15 protein-coding genes are annotated in these 19,297 nt (G+C 37.6%); 3 read left to right on the top strand and 12 right to left on the bottom strand.

What is annotated here, in order from left to right; genetic code table 11:
• Positions 1-318 precede the first annotated feature (318 nt).
• Complete coding sequence (locus BM179_RS07885) at positions 319-978, top strand: phosphatidylserine decarboxylase family protein (protein WP_092015045.1); 660 nt, start codon at positions 319-321, stop codon at positions 976-978.
• Between the two features lie 42 nt (positions 979-1,020).
• On the opposite strand, the gene msrC is transcribed toward BM179_RS07885, so the two are convergent.
• The 11 genes from msrC to rpmB form a co-directional block, all read right to left on the bottom strand.
• Positions 1,021-1,506: a free L-methionine (R)-S-oxide reductase MsrC gene (gene msrC / locus BM179_RS07880; protein WP_092014804.1), complete on the bottom strand. Its 486-nt coding sequence runs from the start codon at positions 1,504-1,506 to the stop codon at positions 1,021-1,023.
• A gap of 31 nt (positions 1,507-1,537) precedes the next feature.
• Positions 1,538-3,529 (bottom strand): glycosyltransferase family protein, encoded by a 1,992-nt coding sequence (locus tag BM179_RS07875; protein ID WP_218159177.1) that lies wholly within the window; start codon positions 3,527-3,529, stop codon positions 1,538-1,540.
• Positions 3,530-3,838: 309 nt separating this feature from the next.
• Positions 3,839-6,016, bottom strand: a complete 2,178-nt coding sequence (locus BM179_RS07870) for a glycosyltransferase family protein (protein ID WP_092014800.1) — start codon at positions 6,014-6,016, stop codon at positions 3,839-3,841.
• Between the two features lie 56 nt (positions 6,017-6,072).
• Positions 6,073-6,567, bottom strand: coding sequence for a hypothetical protein (locus BM179_RS07865; protein ID WP_092014798.1), 495 nt, complete (start codon positions 6,565-6,567; stop codon positions 6,073-6,075).
• Positions 6,568-6,601: 34 nt separating this feature from the next.
• A complete protein-coding gene (locus tag BM179_RS07860; protein ID WP_177219325.1) occupies positions 6,602-7,396 on the bottom strand; it encodes a (Fe-S)-binding protein in 795 nt (264 codons plus the stop codon).
• A 77-nt stretch (positions 7,397-7,473) separates the two neighbouring features.
• The gene (locus tag BM179_RS07855; RefSeq protein WP_092014797.1) at positions 7,474-8,361 is read right to left on the bottom strand and encodes a sterol desaturase family protein; all 888 of its coding nucleotides are present in this window, start codon (positions 8,359-8,361) and stop codon (positions 7,474-7,476) included.
• Between the two features lie 27 nt (positions 8,362-8,388).
• Positions 8,389-9,387, bottom strand: a complete 999-nt coding sequence (locus BM179_RS07850; protein WP_092014785.1) for an alpha/beta hydrolase — start codon at positions 9,385-9,387, stop codon at positions 8,389-8,391.
• Between the two features lie 54 nt (positions 9,388-9,441).
• Positions 9,442-10,773: a 4Fe-4S dicluster domain-containing protein gene (locus tag BM179_RS07845; RefSeq protein WP_092014781.1), complete on the bottom strand. Its 1,332-nt coding sequence runs from the start codon at positions 10,771-10,773 to the stop codon at positions 9,442-9,444.
• 437 nt (positions 10,774-11,210) lie between these two features.
• Positions 11,211-14,054 (bottom strand): excinuclease ABC subunit UvrA, encoded by a 2,844-nt coding sequence (gene uvrA, locus BM179_RS07840; protein ID WP_092014778.1) that lies wholly within the window; start codon positions 14,052-14,054, stop codon positions 11,211-11,213.
• 261 nt (positions 14,055-14,315) lie between these two features.
• Positions 14,316-15,446 (bottom strand): molybdopterin-synthase adenylyltransferase MoeB, encoded by a 1,131-nt coding sequence (gene moeB / locus BM179_RS07835; protein ID WP_092014775.1) that lies wholly within the window; start codon positions 15,444-15,446, stop codon positions 14,316-14,318.
• A gap of 252 nt (positions 15,447-15,698) precedes the next feature.
• Complete coding sequence (gene rpmB, locus BM179_RS07830; RefSeq protein WP_092014772.1) at positions 15,699-15,938, bottom strand: 50S ribosomal protein L28; 240 nt, start codon at positions 15,936-15,938, stop codon at positions 15,699-15,701.
• Between the two features lie 245 nt (positions 15,939-16,183).
• Between rpmB and BM179_RS07825 the strand changes: the two genes are divergently transcribed.
• A complete protein-coding gene (locus BM179_RS07825) occupies positions 16,184-17,293 on the top strand; it encodes an endonuclease/exonuclease/phosphatase family protein (RefSeq protein WP_092014769.1) in 1,110 nt (369 codons plus the stop codon).
• A gap of 22 nt (positions 17,294-17,315) precedes the next feature.
• Here the strand turns inward: BM179_RS07825 and BM179_RS07820 are convergent, their stop codons facing one another.
• Positions 17,316-18,539, bottom strand: coding sequence for a tetratricopeptide repeat protein (locus tag BM179_RS07820; RefSeq protein WP_229632919.1), 1,224 nt, complete (start codon positions 18,537-18,539; stop codon positions 17,316-17,318).
• A gap of 187 nt (positions 18,540-18,726) precedes the next feature.
• On the opposite strand from BM179_RS07820, the gene hpt reads away from it, so the two are divergent.
• Complete coding sequence (hpt, locus tag BM179_RS07815; RefSeq protein ID WP_092014766.1) at positions 18,727-19,272, top strand: hypoxanthine phosphoribosyltransferase; 546 nt, start codon at positions 18,727-18,729, stop codon at positions 19,270-19,272.
• Positions 19,273-19,297: the final 25 nt, after the last annotated feature.

Genomic DNA, 19,297 nt, shown 5'->3' with positions numbered 1-19,297 from the left:
TAAATTAACACATTTGCCAGAAAAACCCTTTTGTTTACAAATTTATTACCCTTTTTTATGGTACTCTGAATATAATTGCAAAAATGCACTCTGCTATCATACTTCATAAAATCCGGACAACGCTTAAATAATGCTAAGGTTAAATTCTCATTTTTTTATCCGGCATTGTGCTTAATCATCAGGAAGAATCTGTACCTTAAAACAGGCGCTTATTTTCATTATGAATCAGAGAGTTAAAGCTTTGACTTTTAACTCCGGATTCTTTTGATTATTTTTGCGGCTAAGACGATTTCTCAAACAAAATTTTTTACACAAAAAATGACAATTCACAAAGAAGGCACCGGTACAATTTTAGTTACTACAATTTTTCTGGCAGTTTTAAACGGGGCAATTGCCTATTTCTTTCCGGAAAATGATCTTGTACGAAAAATCACAATTGTATTTAGCGTTTTCTTCGCTCTTATTATCCTCCAGTTTTTCAGAAAACCTACCAGAACTACTCCTGTTAACCCTAAGCACGTAATTGCTCCGGCTGACGGGAAAGTCGTTGTGATTGAAGAAACTGTTGAAACTGAATATTTTAAAGGCCCTCGTCGTCAGGTTTCAATTTTTATGTCTCCGGTTAACGTACATATCAACTTTAATCCGATTGCCGGTATTGTATCTTATTTCAAATACCATCCTGGTAAATATCTTGTAGCCTGGCATCCTAAATCAAGTACTGATAACGAACGTACAACAGTAGTTGTAAAACATGATAACGGAACAGAAGTGCTTTTCCGTCAGATTGCCGGAGCTTTGGCAAGAAGAATCTGCTGGTATGTAAAAGAAGGCCAGAAAGTTGAACAGGGTTCAGAATTCGGATTTATTAAATTCGGTTCAAGAATTGACATTTATTTGCCTTTGGATGCCAAAATCCTTGTAAATCTGGAAGACAGACCTGTAGGTGGTGAGACTGTTATCGCAGAACTTGTGTAATATTAAGCTGAATCCGATTGGATTATAAGATATTCTGAGGGGCTAAATAAGCCCCTCTATTATTTTAATTACTTTTGAAAGTCCATCAGAATCCTCTTCTGAAAAATCATCCAACTTATCCGAGTCTACATCCAAAACAAGAAATACATCTCCGTTTTTGTCTAAAGCCGGCAGTACAATCTCTGATTTTGAAGCAGATGAACAGGCAATATGCCCCGGAAAAGCTTCAACATCAGGTACCAAAACTACCTCTTTGGTGGTATAGCTATAGCCGCAAACACCTTTGTCAAAATTGATTCTGGTACAGGCGATTGGCCCTTGAAATGGGCCTAATACCAATTGCTGGCCTTTTTTCAAATAGAATCCTACCCAAAAAAAGCCAAAAGCCTCTTTCAAAACTGCCGAAATATTAGCCAGATTAGCCGTAAGGTCTGTTTCTCCCTCCACTAAGGCTTTTATCTGAGGAATAATTGCATCATAAATTTCTTTTCTTGACCCGCTTTCAGGTATCAATAAACTCTCAGCCATTTTCTTCTCTGAAATTGTTAACTCGTATTACTTAATATTTTCCTTCAATCGGACGGTCATACGTGTATCGCTTGTCCGACGATTGTTTCATTTTAATCAATAAAAACTCTCCGCATCTCTGAATTGAAGCTATATCCGCCGGATTAATAAAATCTTTAATCAGTTTTTCATTATCAGAGATAATATATTGGTAGATAAAAGGTTTTTCAACGTTTGGCAGTTTTTCATAATTGATTGCATAAAGAACATGCTTCATTGCAATATCGTTTCCTCTGTTCGTCTTAAACATCGACCAAAGATGATAAAAGCCAACCCTTTTCGCGAAAATCATTCCCAAATGTTTTGTATCGGCAGGTAAATGCTGCAAAACAAGTTCAAAATCCTTATAGCCATCCTGATTGGGATCGTGCATAAAATACTGTTGAAAACGACTCGTATTAAAGACATCTTCTTCCATTTTCCGGTAATACCCAAATGTATCGAGGGTATTAAATACCAATACTTTTTCCTTTTTATCCGGTGTGAATTTTAAAGGGGCAAAAGGCTTACTGAAATCATAATATTTCCTGAGTAATGCACTTTCAGGGTAATGCGAAGCATTAGGATCATCTTTTGCTACTGCCAGTGCAGAAGGGATATAATGAATAACTTTTTTAGCTAAATAGTTTACCGGAAAAACGGGTTTCATGGGATTCCCATAAATGTAAGGAATAGAAACCAGCAGGAGAAAATAAAGCAAAAGCAGTCTTGGAAATCTGCTATATCTTGAGAATACACAGGCAACCAGCACAGCACTTGCCAGAAAAACACCCAATTGTGTTCTTGAACTGAACATTTGCCATTTCACTAAACTGCAATAAACGATATATGCAATTATGATAGATATGGTATATAATTTGAGTTCAAGGCTATTTTTGCGTTGAAAAATGAGCAGAAACAGGGCAATAATCAGAAGGAACAACATTAAAAAGTTACCCGAAGTATCCTCGTTAAAGAAAAACTGAACCTTAAATAACGCATTTTTCCCGACAAGAGACAATCTTTCATCATTAATGTCAAATCCGAGAAAATGGTTGAATTTAACTATTGCAGACTCCACCGCTGTATTATACGAACCTGATGGCAATCCTAAATGAAGTCCCAGATTCTTGGAAACATTGGCTAAAGACTCTTTTATGCCATGCTGACTGGCTTCTATGTTTTCAGTATGGATCAAAGAGCTCATCTCCGGACTCAGCACGGATTCGAAAAGGGTATAATTCCTTATAAAAAACGGAGTAAAGATCAAGACAATCAAACCCATACCCAAACCAAGTAATCTGAGACTTTGGAGAATACCGTATTTGCTGAGACACACAATTCCAAACCAAAAGCAAAAAGGTAAAGCAAAGAAAAAAACGGGATATTTGGTAAATCCTCCTAAACCCAGAGCAAGTGCCATAAACAAAGCATCCCGCCATATAAACTCCTGATTCTGAATGAATTTTATCCCAAAAAACAAAAAAGCCAAAAAATAAAATCCTGCTGTTAAATCATTCTGGGTAGTGGTACTTTCCAATAAACTGATGGGCAATGAAAACATCAGCATCATTGCAATCAATTGGTTTTTATAGTTCAGGCCAAACTGTCTGGCAATCAATGTCCCCGCAATCAATGCAGCAATCATCATAGAAAACTGTACACAATCAACCAGGTAATCATTTCCTGTCAATAGTAATACATTAGCCAAAAGGTATTCTGCAAAAACATTGTGGTATAATTGCTGGGGATGATTTGTTGCATAATGCCCTACATTCTGATTCTGAATCCATTGCGTTATTCTGGCAAGGTGATAATTCATTGAATCAAGGTTATTGGGCGCATTATAAATCGCCAGAAATAAAAGAGGAGCAAGTCCTAAGGTTAAAAAGAGAATTAAAAACCAGAAATAGTTTTTTTTAAGCAGGGTAAATTGCCGGAATAATTCCAGCCACTCTTTTTTGTCAGACCGGTTTGCCAGTCTTACCGTAAAACCAAATGCCATGAACCAGCAAACGCTAAGACAGATCTGATTAAATATATTGAAAAAAGAGAGAATTTCAACGAACAAATAGGTCAGGAAAGATACAGTAAGCAACGATTCTAAAATTGCCACTCTCCATTTTGTAAAAACTCCTTGATGTGTTAGTTGACTCTTTTTAAAAAAAACTGTAAGATTTACAACAGTAAGTATTAAAAACAGTAAGAACATATATTCATATTTATTGTTCTCAAATTTACGCTTTTTTCAAACAGCTTAAAACAATTCAGTCTAATCCTGCATCAATCACCATCATAAACATTTTTACAGATTTTAAAGCAGATAATGTTTATCGGATACTTTCTTTAGCTTAATCAGGAGAAATTCACCGAATTTCTCAACGTTTTCAATATCTCCTTTAATTATATTTTCATTAACCAGACTTTCGCTGTCGGCTACAATATACTGATAAGGAAAAGGTTTCTTCACATTATCCAGTTTCTGATAATCTTTCAGGTAAACAATGTATTTCATGGAAGCGTGATCACCATATTTATCTCTAAACATTTTCCATAAATGATAGAAACCCATTCTTGCCTGAAACATCATGCCCAGATTCTGTGTATTGGCAGGAAGGTGTTTCAAAAGTTCTGCAAAATCTTTATCTCCTTTTATATTTGAATCATGAATAAAATACTGTTCATAACGCGTTGTATTGAATACATCTGTCTTTAAATAATCGAAATATTTCAGCGAATCGAGTGTCTGAAAAATCTGTCTTTCTTCTGTTTTATTTACAGGGGCTTTTAAGGGGCAAAAAGGTTTCTCAAAATCATAATATCGCTGAATCAACGGATTTTCCTTATACGTTTCCACATTTTGCTCTTTATCCACAATCAGAATTGATTTGGGAGCATATCCTATCATTTTTTTCGCCAGGTAATTAAACGGCAACACGGGCTTATTCGGGTTACCATAAATAAATGGAAAAGAGCTCAGAAGTAACACATACATAAAGCCCAGCGCAGGAAACTTTCTGAAGCTTGAGAAGACCATAGCTATGAAAATGGCAGCCCCTACAAAAAAGCCAATCTGTGTTCTTGAACTGAATGCCTGCCATTTTACCAGACTACTAAAAACTACATAGCCTGCCAAAATACAAATCAGAAACAGGGTTGAGTCTTTCGGTTTATTCTTCATAAAAAAGAACAGCGGTATGGATATAGCCAGAAGAATAAGCAGTAAAAAATTTCCGGTTGTGTCTTCATTTAAGGAAAATAATACTTCATATTTTCCACCACCATTTAAGGAAAGCCGTTCATCATCTGCATCGATTCCCATCCAGTTATTAAATTCCTTCACTTTTAAGGCTACGGCCTCATTGTATGACTGACTTGGTAAACCTACATGCAAGCTCAGGTTTTTAGATAAATTTGCCAATGTCTCTCTGACACCGTGCTTTTCGGCATCAATATTTTCGACATATATTCTGGTATTCTTTCTAGGGCTTAAAACTGAGTCGAACAATTCATAGTTTCTGACATAAAATGATGAAAAAACGAGTGCTAATCCGCAAAATCCTAAAGCCAGTAATTTCATACTCTGTGGCAATCCAAATCTTCTCAAACAGACAATTCCAAACCATAAGCTGAATGGCAAAGCGAAGAAAAATACCGGATATTTGGTAAAACCACCCAAACTTAAAGCCAATACCATAAAAAACCCGTCCCTCCATACAAATTGCTGATTATTAATCAGTTTCAGGCCATAATAAACAAAGGCCATAAGGTAGAAACTGGCAAAAATGTCGTTTTGAGTAGTAGTACTTTCCAGTAACTCAATGGGAAACGAAAAAATAAGCACCAGGGCCATTATCTGGCCTTTATAACTCAACCCAAAATGTTTTGCAATCAAAGTACCATAAAGCAAAACTGCCAACATGGCAACAAACTGAATACAATTGATGAAGTAATCATTGCCACAGAGCAACATGACATTGGTTACTACATATTCCGCAAAAACATTGTGGTATAATTGCTGGGGAAAATTTGTGGCAAAATGATCTACATTTCCATTCTGCACCCACTGAACTATTCTGGCAAGATGATAATCCATCGAATCCCTGTTATTTGGTGCATTATAGATGGCCAGAAATAACAAGGGAATTATCCCGGATAAGAGCAAAAAGAAAAGGAACCAGCGGTATTTTTGATTCAATATACCAAACTGACTAAGTAGTTTTTTCCCGTCAGACAAAGCGTCTCTTTGCGGATAAGCAATAATACTGCTTAACAAAAAAGCAAAAAACCAGCAAACTGACAGGTAAAAGCTATTTAACCTATTGAAAAATGAAAGGACTTCTACGAAGATAAATATCAGAAATGATATGGCCAGCAGGGATTCCAGAATGGCAATTCGATACCGGGTAAAAACTCCTTTTTCAATTTCATTTCGTTTTTTAAAAACTATCAGGAAATTGAAAAAGGTAAAAAGTAGCAAAAAAACAGACATATTCTCAATTTTGTTCGGAGCAAAGATACTCCTTTTTCAAAAATGAGCGAACCTTATTAAGCCGGAATCTGCTGAAAATATCTTTTCATCCAGCTTTCCCCGGCTTTTTGCTGCCATTTGCTTTGAAACTCAGATTTCTGAGCAACTAAATTATTGAAAATCAAAGTATCAGGTGTCAAAATACCTTCAGAAACCAATGACTTTATCTGAGTTAATTCAACCGTTTTAATTTCATTATTATGCCAGAAAGCAATAGAACGATCGAAGAAGTTTATTCCCGTTTCAGCGCCAAGATCTTTCAGCCATCTCACGGAAGTATCAATAGAACAGCCTGAGGCTGCATTTTGAAATTCGTCAAGCGTTATTACCACAAATCTTCTGAAGAAAACCTTCACCGCCGCTGTGAGTGAAGCACCATGCGCTGCCCATTCAGACAATTGACCTTCCAATAGTTGTTGAACATGTATCACTTCAGCATCGCTTAAATTTCTGTCGGCCTGGTAAATCCACACTCTTGCCGTTTCAGGCATTTTATCATAATGAACTAACATCCTTCTTTCTGATTAATGATTGATAACCGTAAAACTACATACTGGCCTCAATGAGTTCCGCCAGGTCATAAACTTTTACAGAATCTTCTTTTTCCTTGTTTTTAACGCCATCTGACATCATGACCATACAAAACGGACAAGCCACTGCAATTGTATTTGCGCCTGTTGCCAAAGCATCTTCTATTCGCTCAACATTAATGTCTTTTTTCCCTTTTTCAGGTTCTTTGAACATTTGCGCTCCTCCCGCTCCGCAACAAAGACCTTTTGTACGGCAACGTTTCATTTCCACCAAATCCGTATCAAGGGCTTCCAGCACGGCACGCGGAGCTTCATATACATCATTAGCTCTTCCCAGATAACAGGAATCATGATAGGTAATCTTTTTCCCTTTAAACTCCCCTCCGCCTTCCATTTTTATTTTCCCGGCATTAATCAGCTGTTGCAAAAATTCGGAATGGTGGATTACTTCATAATTCCCGCCAAGTTCAGGATACTCATTTTTAAGCGTATTGAAGCAATGCGGACAGGCTGTTACAATCTTTTTTACACCATATCCATCAAGCACCTGAATATTCATCGTAGCCTGCATCTGGAAAAGAAACTCATTTCCGGCCCTTCTTGCCGGATCTCCGGTACAGGATTCTTCTGTACCCAATACGGCAAATTTAATTCCTGTTTTATTTAAAATCTTACAAAAAGCAATTGTTACTTTTTTATACCGATCATCAAAAGACCCTGCGCAGCCAACCCAAAAAAGAATTTCAGGTGATTCATTCGCAGCGAGCATTTCAGCCATAGTCGGCACTTTATATTCCATTTCCTGTGACATATCTTCTTTATTTCTGAGGGAGTCCGAAACAATGAACTCTCCCGGTAACCAAAACTTTATTTGCTGTCAGATTGAGATTATCGATTTTTTTCCATAAAATCAAGTTCTTTCTGCATTTCCTTAGCTGTTTTTGTAGAGCCGTCAGGACTCCAGCCCGGAGGCGCAAAAATATACATAAACGCATTTTTCAGGCTTCCCGCTTTTCCTAAATCCCTGATAATATCGACCCATTCACTGAATGCAATTTTAACCGGGTTATGGGTATTCAGGTTATTGGTTAAACCATATCTCGGACGCTCCTGCTCCTTTACAAATGTTCCGAACATTCTGTCCCAGATAATCAGAATTCCTGCATAATTACAGTCAAGGTATTTCACATCAGAACCATGATGAACCCTGTGATGAGAAGGGGTATTAAACAAAAACTCAAAAGGTTTCCACATTTTATTAATAGTCTCTGTATGAATCCAGTATTGATACAAAAGACTAACCTGCTGCATCGTAACAATAATTATCGGATGAAATCCTACCAGAGGCATCCACAGATAAAATATGTAAGAACCTGTCAGATTTCCTGTCCAGGTTTGCCTCAATGCTGTGGCAAGATTATATTTCTGAGAAGAATGATGCACTTTATGAGACGCCCAGAAATAACGAATCAAATGAGCTTCTCTGTGAAACCAGTAATAACTGAAATCATCAGCAAAAAATGCTAAAACCCAAACCCACCAGACCGACATATCCAGGGTAAAAATTCTGAATTTTTCATACAACAAGACATACACACCCCAGATAAAGCCTTTGGTAATCAATCCTGTAAGTAAATTCCCAATTCCTAATGCGATAGAAGTGAAAGAATCAGTTTTATCGATAAAATCCTTTTGTTCACGCGTTACCAGCACTGCTTCCAGTATAACAGTAATCAGAAAAAAGGGGACAGCATATAATATTAAACTAGGGCCCATTGTATTAACCTGAATATATTTACGGGTTTATTTATAACTTAAAACCTCTTTCAAAAAAGCCTCCGTTTCTCTTTCAACTCCCTGATAATCTTTCGAAACCACATAAGAAGCTAAAACATGATGTCCGGCATTAGGGAAAGCCTCTTTCTTCTTCAATTTAAGCGGAACACCTAATTCGTCATACATCTTTAGCATAGCCGGAACGGAAACTACCTTATCCTGTTCTTCTTCATTTTTATACCAGTATGCCAGAAAAACAGGACATTTCACCTTTTCAAATGTCTCTTTATTCATCGCATGGGTCAGGAAATTCTGGAGGGCTATTACGCCATTTATATCATATCTGGTTGACCAGTACTGACTATATTTTGCACTTGGTGAGTTAATAACCCTGGTTTCTGAACCTGTTACCAGTTTTGCCAGCTGTCTTCCCCAGTGATTATCAAGCAATTCAGCATTTTTATCATATACCTTAATGCAGGGAGAGTAGAGTACAATTGATTTAATTTCAGGGTGTTTTGAAGCCAGATATAAGGTTAAGGCTCCCCCGAAAGAAGTTCCTACAACAATTACCTCATCCCCTATTTTTTTAGCTATTGCCAAAGCCTTTTCAGCAGAATTAACATAGTCATCCGAAGTAACATGGTTCATCGTAGAATCTCCCAGATCAATTCCATGATCTGCCAAACGGGCCAGATAAAGGTTTGCTCCGAATTTTTTAGCCAAATCCCTATGCACTGGATCTCCTTCTCCCTGACTTGCTGAAAAACCATGTATATAAAGCAAAGCTATCTTCGTTTTAACCTTCTGAGAAGAATCAGCCCAGACAATCCTTGCCTGGTTATCAGGACGAAGTCCTTTTACCAAAAGTTCTTCCTCATTGATCTGTTTTTCCAGATCGGGTAAGGCATCAGGTAAAACAAAAGTTTTAGTCTCAAACTTTGGTGCCTCCGGCTTTGGACCGGCCATATACCCTATCACCAGAAAGATTGCCAGACCAAAAAGAACTTTAATGAAATTTTTCATAACTGAACAAAAGAGAGTTTTAGCTGTTTTAAAGGTCAATTGTTACAATATCTGCTAACTTTTCAGGCTGTCAGCCCAGTTAAATCTGTCATTTGTTGAAAATTTCCAGGGAGCCTGATTATTTTCAAGATTCGAAAACATTGCATTCCAGGAAGCAGGTGCGTCAGACTCTTCCATAATCTGAAAACGTCTTAACTGTAAAATAATATCAAGCGGCGAAATGTTAATCGGGCACTCCTGCACACAGGCATTACAGGTTGTACAGGCTCTCAGTTCTTCCGCTGAAATATGATCCCCCAGTAAAGATTTTCCGTCATCTACAAAATTCCCGCCATTGGCTTCCATGTTTTTCCCGACAATTTCAAGCCTGTCGCGCGTGTCCATCATAATTTTTCTCGGAGAAAGCTGCTTTCCGGTTAAGTTGGCAGGACATTGAGATGTACAACGCCCGCATTCTGTACAGGAATAGGCATCCATCAGATTTTTCCAGGAAAGGTCTTTGACATCCTTTGCTCCGAATCTTGCAATTTCGGCCGGAGCTTCATTATCAGGCTGTACCAAACCCAGCATAATCTGAACTTCTTTTGTCACAGAAGGCATATTTGACATTTCTCCTTTCGGATTCAGATTTGAAAAATAGGTATTTGGAAAGGCCAGAAAAATGTGAAGATGCTTCGAGTAAGTCACATAAACAGCGAATGCCAAAATACCCGCGATGTGAAACCACCAGGCAATTCTCTCATAAATAACAAGCGCTGAATCAGTCCAGCCAGAAAAAATCGGTTTCAAAAAACCACTGAAAGCAAAAGTACCTATCAGGTGATAATGCTCATTTCCTCTTTGCTGCAAAATACTATCCACTGCATTCATAGAAAGTAATGCGATCATTAACACAATTTCAGAAGTCAGAATGATATTGGCATCAATCACCGGAAAACCATTTAATTCCCGATGACGTGTTGGTTGCAGTCGTTCGACTTTCGTAATATTTCTGCGAATAAGAAAAATTGCACAAACGAGAAGTACACCAACTGCCAAAAACTCAAAGAAATCTATGAGATACAAATAAGTATTTCCTAAAAAAGGAGCAAAAAGGCGATGCGTTCCTAAAATTCCGTCCAGGACAATTTCAAGGACTTCAATATTTATCAGTAAAAAACCTGCATATACTATAAAATGCATCAGTCCTATAATAGGCCTGTCAAACATTTTTTTCTGACCGAAAGCAATTCTGAGCATGGTGGCCATTCGCAGGGATGGATTATCGGAGCGATCTTCCGGGCGACCAAGTTCAATCGTCCTTTTAATAGTCCTTACTCTTCTGCTTATTAAATAACCTGCCGCAGTCAGAATGACTAAAAATAATATTTGTTGAAGAATGTGCATGGTTTTATAATTTCAATTTGAGTGCCTGTCAGACAGTTTACAGAGTATTGTTCTCAAAACCTCCGCCTTTTTTATAGTCAATTTAAACAATTTCCCTATTAAACTGTACAATACAAAGATGATAAAATCAATATTAGTATGCAAGCATAACATTTGAAAATTATTCAAATTGCATGTTATTTTCAAAATATTGTTCCGGAAAACTTATCGGGATCAAATTCAGGCTATTTCATATTAAAAAGGAAAATTGTTTCATATAAATGCATTATGGGAGCCCTTCCAAATTTATCTCTTTCTGTTTAACTATTATCTCTGAGGTTTATTAAATAATAGCAAATATGCCTGACTCCTCTTTATAATTAGACTTGAAAATAACGCAAAAGAGCAGGCTTTCACCTGCTCCTTTGCGTTATTTTCAATCTGATACTCTTTCGTAATTATTTCATTTCCAGTTCTGCCTTCAGGAATTTTGCTGTATAACTTTTCTTAGACTTCGCCACTTCTTCAGGGCTTCCTTCTGCAATAATTTGTCCTCCTTTATTTCCACCTTCCGGCCCCAGATCGATAATATGATCAGACACTTTAATTACATCCAGGTTATGTTCAATAATTAATACGGTGTTCCCTTTGTCAGCCAGTTTGTTCAAAACATCCAATAAATGGCTGATATCCTGAAAATGAAGACCTGTAGTAGGTTCGTCCAGAATATACATAGTTTTTCCTGTATCTTTTTTGGATAATTCTTCTGCCAGTTTCACCCTTTGTGCTTCTCCGCCTGAAAGAGTCGTGGCATGCTGTCCTAAGGTAATATATCCTAAACCTACGTCTGAAAGGGTCTGAACTTTTCTCAGAATTTTAGGCTGATTTTCAAAGAATGTCACAGCCTGCTCTACAGTCATATCCAGAATATCTGCGATCGATTTTCCTTTGAATCGTACCTCCAATGTTTCACGGTTAAAACGCTTTCCTTTACAGGTTTCGCAGGCAACATGTACATCCGGAAGAAATTCCATTTCGATTTTCTTCATCCCTGCTCCCTCACAGGTTTCACAGCGCCCTCCTTTTACATTAAAACTGAACCTTCCGGCTTTATAACCACGAATCTTGGATTCAGGTAACTCACAGAAAAGTGTGCGGATATCTGAGAACATTCCCGTATAAGTAGCCGGATTTGACCTTGGTGTCCTACCGATAGGAGACTGATCTACCTCAATTACTTTATCCAGATGCTCCAATCCTTCCACAGATTCATGTGGCATAGGTTCACGCTTGGCATTATAGAAATGACGGTTGAGTATCGGGTACATTGTTTCGTGAATCAGAGATGACTTCCCTGAACCTGAAACACCAGTAATACAAATCATCTTTCCCAAAGGAAGTTTCAACGTTACATTCCGAAGATTATTTCCGGTTGCTCCTTTTATAGTAAGCACATTCCCGTTTCCTTTTCTTCTTTGTTTCGGAACATGAATCGCCACTTTTCCACTCAGGTAATTAGCGGTCTGGGAATTATTCTTCAAAAACTCATCCGGCGTTCCTTTTCCTACAATCTGTCCTCCGTGACGCCCCGCTCCAGGTCCTATATCAACAATGTAATCAGACTCAAGCATCATATCCTTATCATGCTCAACCACAAGAACAGTATTACCCAAATCTCTTAAATCCTTCAAAGCCTGGATTAGCTTTACATTATCTCGCTGGTGCAATCCAATACTGGGTTCATCCATAATGTATAAAACACCAACCAGCTGTGTACCAATCTGCGTAGCGAGACGAATCCGCTGAGATTCACCTCCGGATAAAGTCCTCATGGCCCGGTTCAGGGTGAGGTATTCAAGGCCAATACCTGTCAAAAAGCCAATTCTTTTCCGTATTTCTTTCAAAACCTCTCTGGCAATCTGATTTTGTCTGTCTGATAAACGGTCTTCCAGGTTTTCAAACCAGGCTGACAGCTCCGTAATATCCATCCGAGCCAGCTCAGAGATATTTTTATGATCTATTTTAAAATGTAATGCTTCCTGTTTCAACCTCATTCCATTACAGGTCGGACAGGTTTTCACTACCATAAAATCTTTCAGCCAGTCCTGTATTTTCTCCGAACCGCTTTCCTGCTGACGTTTCAAAAAGTTAATGATCCCTTCATATTTTGTATTCCATTCAGTTCCTTCATATTTCTTCGAAGGCAAGGGTACAGGTTCATCTGTTCCATAGAGCATTATTTCTATGGCTTCCTGAGGAAATTTTGAAATCGGTGTACTCAGACTGACCTTAAATGGCTTCAAAAGCACTTCAAGTTGTTTGAAAATCCAAAGTTCCCTGTATTCTCCAATCGGAGCAATTGCTCCCCGACTGATACTTAAGGAGTGATCCGGAATAATAGAAGATTCCGTAATTTCTTCCACCATTCCCAAACCATTACAAGTAGGGCAGGCTCCATATGGTGAATTGAATGAAAATGTATTCGGAGCCGGTTCATCATAACTTATTCCGGATACCGGATCCATCAGTGTTTTAGAGAAATTCTGAATATTTCCCTTATCGTCACAAAGCATCATCAGACCTTTTCCCTGATTAAGAGCTGTCTGAACGGATTGAGAAATGCGGAACCGGTCTTCTTCTTTTACGATCAGGCGGTCAATTACTATTTCTATATCATGAACCTTAAAACGGTCCAGCTGCATCTTAGGCTCAATCTCCATCACAACCCCGTCAACCCTCACCTTGGTATAACCCAGTTTAGCAATTTGAAGAAACAATTCACGATAATGTCCTTTCCGGCCTTTTACTACCGGAGCCAGTAAGATCACTTTCCGGTTATCAAAACTCTGAAGAATAATATCGATAATCTGGTCAACAGACTGCTTTATCATCTTTTCGCCGCTCACATAGCTGAATGCTTCAGCTGTTCTGGCGAATAGAAGACGCATAAAGTCATATATTTCGGTAACTGTACCGACCGTAGATCGGGGATTCTTAGAGGTAGTTTTTTGTTCGATTGAAATTACGGGAGAAAGTCCGTTGATTTTATCAACATCAGGTCTTTCCATATTTCCGATAAAGCTTCTGGCATAAGCAGAGAAACTTTCCATATACCTTCTTTGCCCTTCGGCATAAATGGTATCAAAAGCCAGTGAAGACTTGCCTGAACCACTTATTCCGGTAAAAACAACCAGTTTATTACGGGGAATTGATAAATCTATATTTTTAAGATTATGTTCTCTTGCACCCAGAATCTCTATTTGTTCGTGCCCGTTAATATCGAATGTATCTACTTCTTTCATCTAATTTTATGCAGCTTCTTTTTATTGGTATCAGATGGTAACAAAGCCTTCAGGAAGTCATAGTATATGAATACTCATCTGATTTAATATTAGGTTCTTTTCTGAGGGAAACTTTCACTTCGTTCATCAAATCCGTAAGTAAAGAAGCGGGAAATGATGTTTTTAGTTCAAGAAACGTCTTAGATAGTAAAGTTACAAAAAAGCCCACGCTTGATTTCGTGGGCTTCAAATAAATATTCCCTTCAGAAAATTCTTCTCTGATTAATACCTCATCATCTCTTCATCAATTTCACGTGCCCAGGCATCAATACCTCCTGTAAGGTTATATAAATTCTGATATTCATGGTTTTGTTCTAAAAACTGGATAACATTCGCAGATCTGATGCCATGATGGCAATGAACCACAACCGGTTTATCCTTGGGAATATGCTTGATATTATTCGGAATTGTGTTCATCGGAATCAGCAGAGCTTCTTCAAGGTGGCAGGTTTCATACTCATCATGATTTCTGACATCGACAATCAGAATATCATCTTTGTTTTCCAGTTTCTCTGCCAGTTCATACACCGTAATTGTTTTCATAATACTTCTTTCCAGATCAAAGGCACTTTCATCTTTGCCGGCAACCGGAAAAATTAATTCTTCAGCATTCGCTCTTCGTTTTACTTTTATTTTTTGAGAGGTATTTTCCAGTAAATCGAGCATAAGTAGTTCACCGCTCAAAACCTTACCTATTCCGGTTATCATTTTAACTACTTCATTTGCCTGATACATTCCTAAAGCTCCGGGTAAAATTCCTAATACGCCAATATCTGAACAATTCGGAATTTCGGCTTCAGAAGGCTGCTCAGGAAAAAGGCATCGGTATGTAGGCCCCGGCGTTCCGTCTTTATCCTTAAAGTTAAACACCGAGACTTGTCCTTCAAACTGATGAATTGCCCCATAAACATAAGGTTTTCCCAGTTTTACACAAAAATCATTTATTAAGTACCTTGTCGTAAAATTATCGGTACAATCCACAACAATATCATAACTACCGATAATCGGCTCTGCATTCTCCTTTTTTAACTTACTATTGATTGTCTCGTAATCGATATTATCGTTAAGGCTTTTAAGACGGGAAACTGCTACCACAGCTTTAGAAATGCCGATATCTTCAATCTTATAAATTACCTGTCTTTGAAGATTCGTCAGATCAACAACATCTCCGTCTATAATACCGATTTTACCTACCCCTGCTGCGGCAAGATACAATAAAACCGGGCAGCCGAGTCCTCCGGCACCTACTACCAGTACTTTGGCATTTTTTAGTTTCAATTGTCCTTCCAAACCAATCTGAGGGAGAAGAAGATGTTTCTGATAGCGTGTCTGTTCAGCAGGTAATAATAACATTCAGTTAATTGTTAGACGTTAAATAACTGGCTCTTAATTAGAAAATATCCTGAAAATTGAAGAAAGGCATCGTTTTCCGGACTTTGTTTATACATTTTCGACAAATTAAAGCCCAAAAGGTTTATAATTCAAACATACGTTGAACGTTGTGAACAGAAAATAAATTTCATTGTTACATAAAAAACCTCATCAAATGTATTTGATGAGGTCTGAGATCAATAATCTAAATGCTATTCGCTGAATTCTGTGCGATTATACACTTAAAGTTCCTTTACGGGCAGCCTGAATTAAAGCAGCCTCGAATCCTTTTTTATTGATAGTACGGATAGCTTTTGCAGAAACTTTCAAAGTAACCCAAGCATCTTCAGACTGAAGGTAAAATCTTTTAGTCTGCAAGTTTGGATAAAACTTTCTTTTAGTTTTGTTATTAGCGTGAGAAACGTTGTTTCCGACCTGTGTTTTCTTTCCTGTAAGTTGACAAACCTTCGCCATTATATTATGAAATTACGTTATTTGTTATCGAAAAATTGTCAAAAAATCAGGCAGATCATCTGCTAATAATTGACTTGATTTTCAGTGTTTTCTAAAATTGGAATGCAAAAGTAGGAATATTTTCGTAAACTCGCAAAGTTATTCCGGAAAGTTTTACCTAAATCCATTGACTTAGTCGTTGTATATTAAGAATTTAAGTATAAAATCTGCAAAAATACCTGCAAGAGATATTACAATTAGTCGAAATGTTTAAAAAATTAACCACTTCTTTTCTTTGGCTTAGTTCTTTGCCAATTTGTATGTATACTCTTATCACATACTTATTGAGCTATACCCTGATTATTGAACACTGGTCTGCAGGATTCATCATGATGTCAATGCCCATTGCCATCTTTACCTGCTTTTTTATCGCTGTTATGTGGCTGTTTATCAGACCATCAAGAGCTATTTTACCTTGTATCGTCCTGATTATCGGTTATCCTTTTATCCAGAGAACTATTACTTTTCACGATAAAAATGCTCCTTCAAAAGGAGATATCAGTGTATTAAACTTTAACCTTTACGGACTTCATGCAGGTATGTGGGAGGAAAAAGGGATTCTGAAGCTAACCAACGACTGCATAGACTTCATCAGCAATTACGATGCAGATATAGAATGCTTTCAGGAATTTTATAATTCTCAATATATCAAGGGCTTTCAAACCATCAGAATGATGAAAAAATCCCACCCTTATGCCGCCATTGCTCAAAGACATGGAGCGGATGCAAACGAAGGGGTGATCGGGGTTGCTATTTTTTCAAGATATCCGATTATTTACAAAGAATATAAGAAATTTGAGCAGGCTAATAACGGCTATCTGGTGGCTGACATTAAAATCAAGGATGATACAATCAGGGTTATTAATATGCAGCTCTGGTCTATGGGAATCAGAGTAGGGAGAGTTGTCGGACAAATGAAGGACAATGATTATACAGATGCAAAAAGAGAGGGACGCGGCATCATTGCTTCATTGAAAAAGGGTTTTGAAAGACATCGTGACGAAATCGCTTCTATCAGCCGGGTTATTAACAACAGCCCTTATCCGGTAATTCTCTGCGGAGATTTTAATGAAACCCCTTACGGATTAGCATACGGAACGGTAAGAGATCGTCTTAAAAACAGCTTTGAGGAAGCAGGGAAAGGATTTGGTTTTACACTTAACCGAAGTCCTAAATGGGTAAGAATCGATAATCAGTTTTTCAGTAAGGAATTGGATATCACGAGTTTTAAAACACATTCGGAGATCCCATATTCAGACCATTATCCGATTTTTTCCAGTTATAAATTGAAAAACAAAAGACAGCCTTCAATGTAAGACTGTCTTCTATGGAGATAATTTATTTATTCTTCCTTCTGGCCTTTTTCGCTTCAGTTAACAGTTTCTTAGCCTCTTCTCTTTGCGCAGATTTCCTTTCAGAATCATCAATTACCTGTTTAAAATATTCAATAGCTTTATCATAATCCTGGCTTTGCATGGCAATTTTTCCTAAACCAATCATTGAAGATAAATAATACCCGGATTTGGTAGAGCTGGTTTGCTCGGCAAACTCAATGGTTTTTTGATAATATTCCCTGGCCTTGGCAAAATCCTTATTGTAATTATAAGCATAATAAGCCAGAATATAGGTAGCATATCGCCCGCTCACCCCTTCATATCCTGCATAATGCTCGTCAATTTTACGAAGGATGTCTTTTGAAAGCTGTTCTGCCTCAGCCATATGTCCGCTTACAAAAGCTGTTCTTGCATGATAACGTTCAAAAAAAGGATTATCAGGATAAGTATCGTGCGTGTATCTGGCTAAGTCATACGCTTTATCATTCATATTCTCCATGCCATAAATCTGTAGCAGAAAATACCTTGCCTCAGTTCTGGTATAGAAAGCATTATAGCTCACTTTTTCCAGTTGCTGAATACCTTTGGGTTTATCCCCTTTTGGAAAAAGCCATAAAACCGGGCGCAACAAGGGATAATTCTCTTTTACATAATGAAAATAGTAATTATAAAGTCCGTCACCGAACATCAGTTCAGGACTAAAATCAGCAAAATTTCTAGATCTGTCGAGGTATTTCAACGCATTTTTTGCGGCAAAAGTAGCTTTTGTCCAATGTTTTCTTTCTGAATGAAGACGCCCCTTAAAAGCATACGCAGCAGCCATGAAAAAGGCGGCTTCGGGGTTTTCTGTATCATCCCAGATTTTTTCGGCTTTTTGGATACTTTTATCCATATAATCCAGACAACGCTCATCATACAGCACATTTTCTGTATTTGGTACAATTTTCCACCATTCCATCAAACCCAGAAGAAATTCCGGAAGCGGATGATCCGGGTATTTGACTTTCAGGTAGTTAAATTCCCTTTCAGCATCATAAAACTTGAAATTGTACATGTGATTGATTGCATTTGTTGCCTCAATCTGCACTTCAGAAGTAAGTAAAAGCATTCCCTTTGAACGCTCCTTTTCTGCGTCCTCCGTTGCTTTCCACCACTGAGCATTCGCCTGGTTCTGCCCCGGAATAAACACCGTCAGAATGACCAGGAATCTTATTATTTGACTTTTCATTTTATTAGAATTCTTATATCTGAGGTTTCTTAGCCTCTATATTCTGACAAAATTACGATTAATTTTTACTGAAACAGAGTGTTGAATAAAACGTTATTTCTGATGCTAAAGTCTCAAATTCATAAAAAATTTTCTAAATCTCTTTTTAGGCGTAATTTTGAATAATTTCCAACAACTAAAACAACCGATGACCAACGATCAAAAACACCTGCGGGTTCACGATAAACATTTTAAAATATTTATTGAATGCTCAACTCTGGAACAAAGAATTTCGGAATTAGCCAGCCTGATTAATAAAGAATATGCAGATAAATGCCCGCTTTTCGTGAGTGTCCTGAACGGTTCTTTTATGTTTACGGCAACTTTACTGAAAAACATTACCATTCCCTGTGAGGTAACATTTGTTCGCGTAGCTTCTTACGAATCCACCAGTTCAAGCGGACATGTGAAAGAGGTTCTGGGGTTGAAGGAAAACCTGGAAAACCGTGACGTCATTATTCTTGAAGATATTATTGACACGGGTCTGACGATGTGTGAAATTAAAGAGCAATTATGGGCTAAAAATCCGAAAACACTTGAGTTAGCTACGCTTTTCCTGAAACCGGAAGCCCTTAAAAAGCCTATGGATATTAAATATACCGGCTTTGAGATTGAGAATAAGTTTGTACTCGGATACGGTTTGGATTACGATGGTTTAGGCAGAAACCTGGCAGATTTATATGTTTTAGCCTAAGTGGATTGAGGTTTTCTTGTAAATA

This window comes from Pseudarcicella hirudinis (genome assembly GCF_900115665.1).
GTDB lineage: Bacteria > Bacteroidota > Bacteroidia > Cytophagales > Spirosomataceae > Pseudarcicella > Pseudarcicella hirudinis.
The sequence above is the reverse complement of the archived record's forward strand: the minus strand, read 5'-3'. Positions and strand labels throughout refer to the sequence as shown.

Bases quoted from the DNA above. Each gene is read 5' to 3' on its own strand.
- BM179_RS07885 (WP_092015045.1), top strand. From the start codon at position 319: ATGACAATTCACAAAGAAGGCACCGGTACAATTTTAGTTACTACAATT.
- msrC (WP_092014804.1), bottom strand. From the start codon at position 1,506: ATGGCTGAGAGTTTATTGATACCTGAAAGCGGGTCAAGAAAAGAAATT.
- BM179_RS07875 (WP_218159177.1), bottom strand. From the start codon at position 3,529: ATGGCATTTGGTTTTACGGTAAGACTGGCAAACCGGTCTGACAAAAAA.
- BM179_RS07870 (WP_092014800.1), bottom strand. From the start codon at position 6,016: ATGTCTGTTTTTTTGCTACTTTTTACCTTTTTCAATTTCCTGATAGTT.
- BM179_RS07865 (WP_092014798.1), bottom strand. From the start codon at position 6,567: ATGTTAGTTCATTATGATAAAATGCCTGAAACGGCAAGAGTGTGGATT.
- BM179_RS07860 (WP_177219325.1), bottom strand. From the start codon at position 7,396: ATGTCACAGGAAATGGAATATAAAGTGCCGACTATGGCTGAAATGCTC.
- BM179_RS07855 (WP_092014797.1), bottom strand. From the start codon at position 8,361: ATGGGCCCTAGTTTAATATTATATGCTGTCCCCTTTTTTCTGATTACT.
- BM179_RS07850 (WP_092014785.1), bottom strand. From the start codon at position 9,387: ATGAAAAATTTCATTAAAGTTCTTTTTGGTCTGGCAATCTTTCTGGTG.
- BM179_RS07845 (WP_092014781.1), bottom strand. From the start codon at position 10,773: ATGCACATTCTTCAACAAATATTATTTTTAGTCATTCTGACTGCGGCA.
- uvrA (WP_092014778.1), bottom strand. From the start codon at position 14,054: ATGAAAGAAGTAGATACATTCGATATTAACGGGCACGAACAAATAGAG.
- moeB (WP_092014775.1), bottom strand. From the start codon at position 15,446: ATGTTATTATTACCTGCTGAACAGACACGCTATCAGAAACATCTTCTT.
- rpmB (WP_092014772.1), bottom strand. From the start codon at position 15,938: ATGGCGAAGGTTTGTCAACTTACAGGAAAGAAAACACAGGTCGGAAAC.
- BM179_RS07825 (WP_092014769.1), top strand. From the start codon at position 16,184: ATGTTTAAAAAATTAACCACTTCTTTTCTTTGGCTTAGTTCTTTGCCA.
- BM179_RS07820 (WP_229632919.1), bottom strand. From the start codon at position 18,539: ATGAAAAGTCAAATAATAAGATTCCTGGTCATTCTGACGGTGTTTATT.
- hpt (WP_092014766.1), top strand. From the start codon at position 18,727: ATGACCAACGATCAAAAACACCTGCGGGTTCACGATAAACATTTTAAA.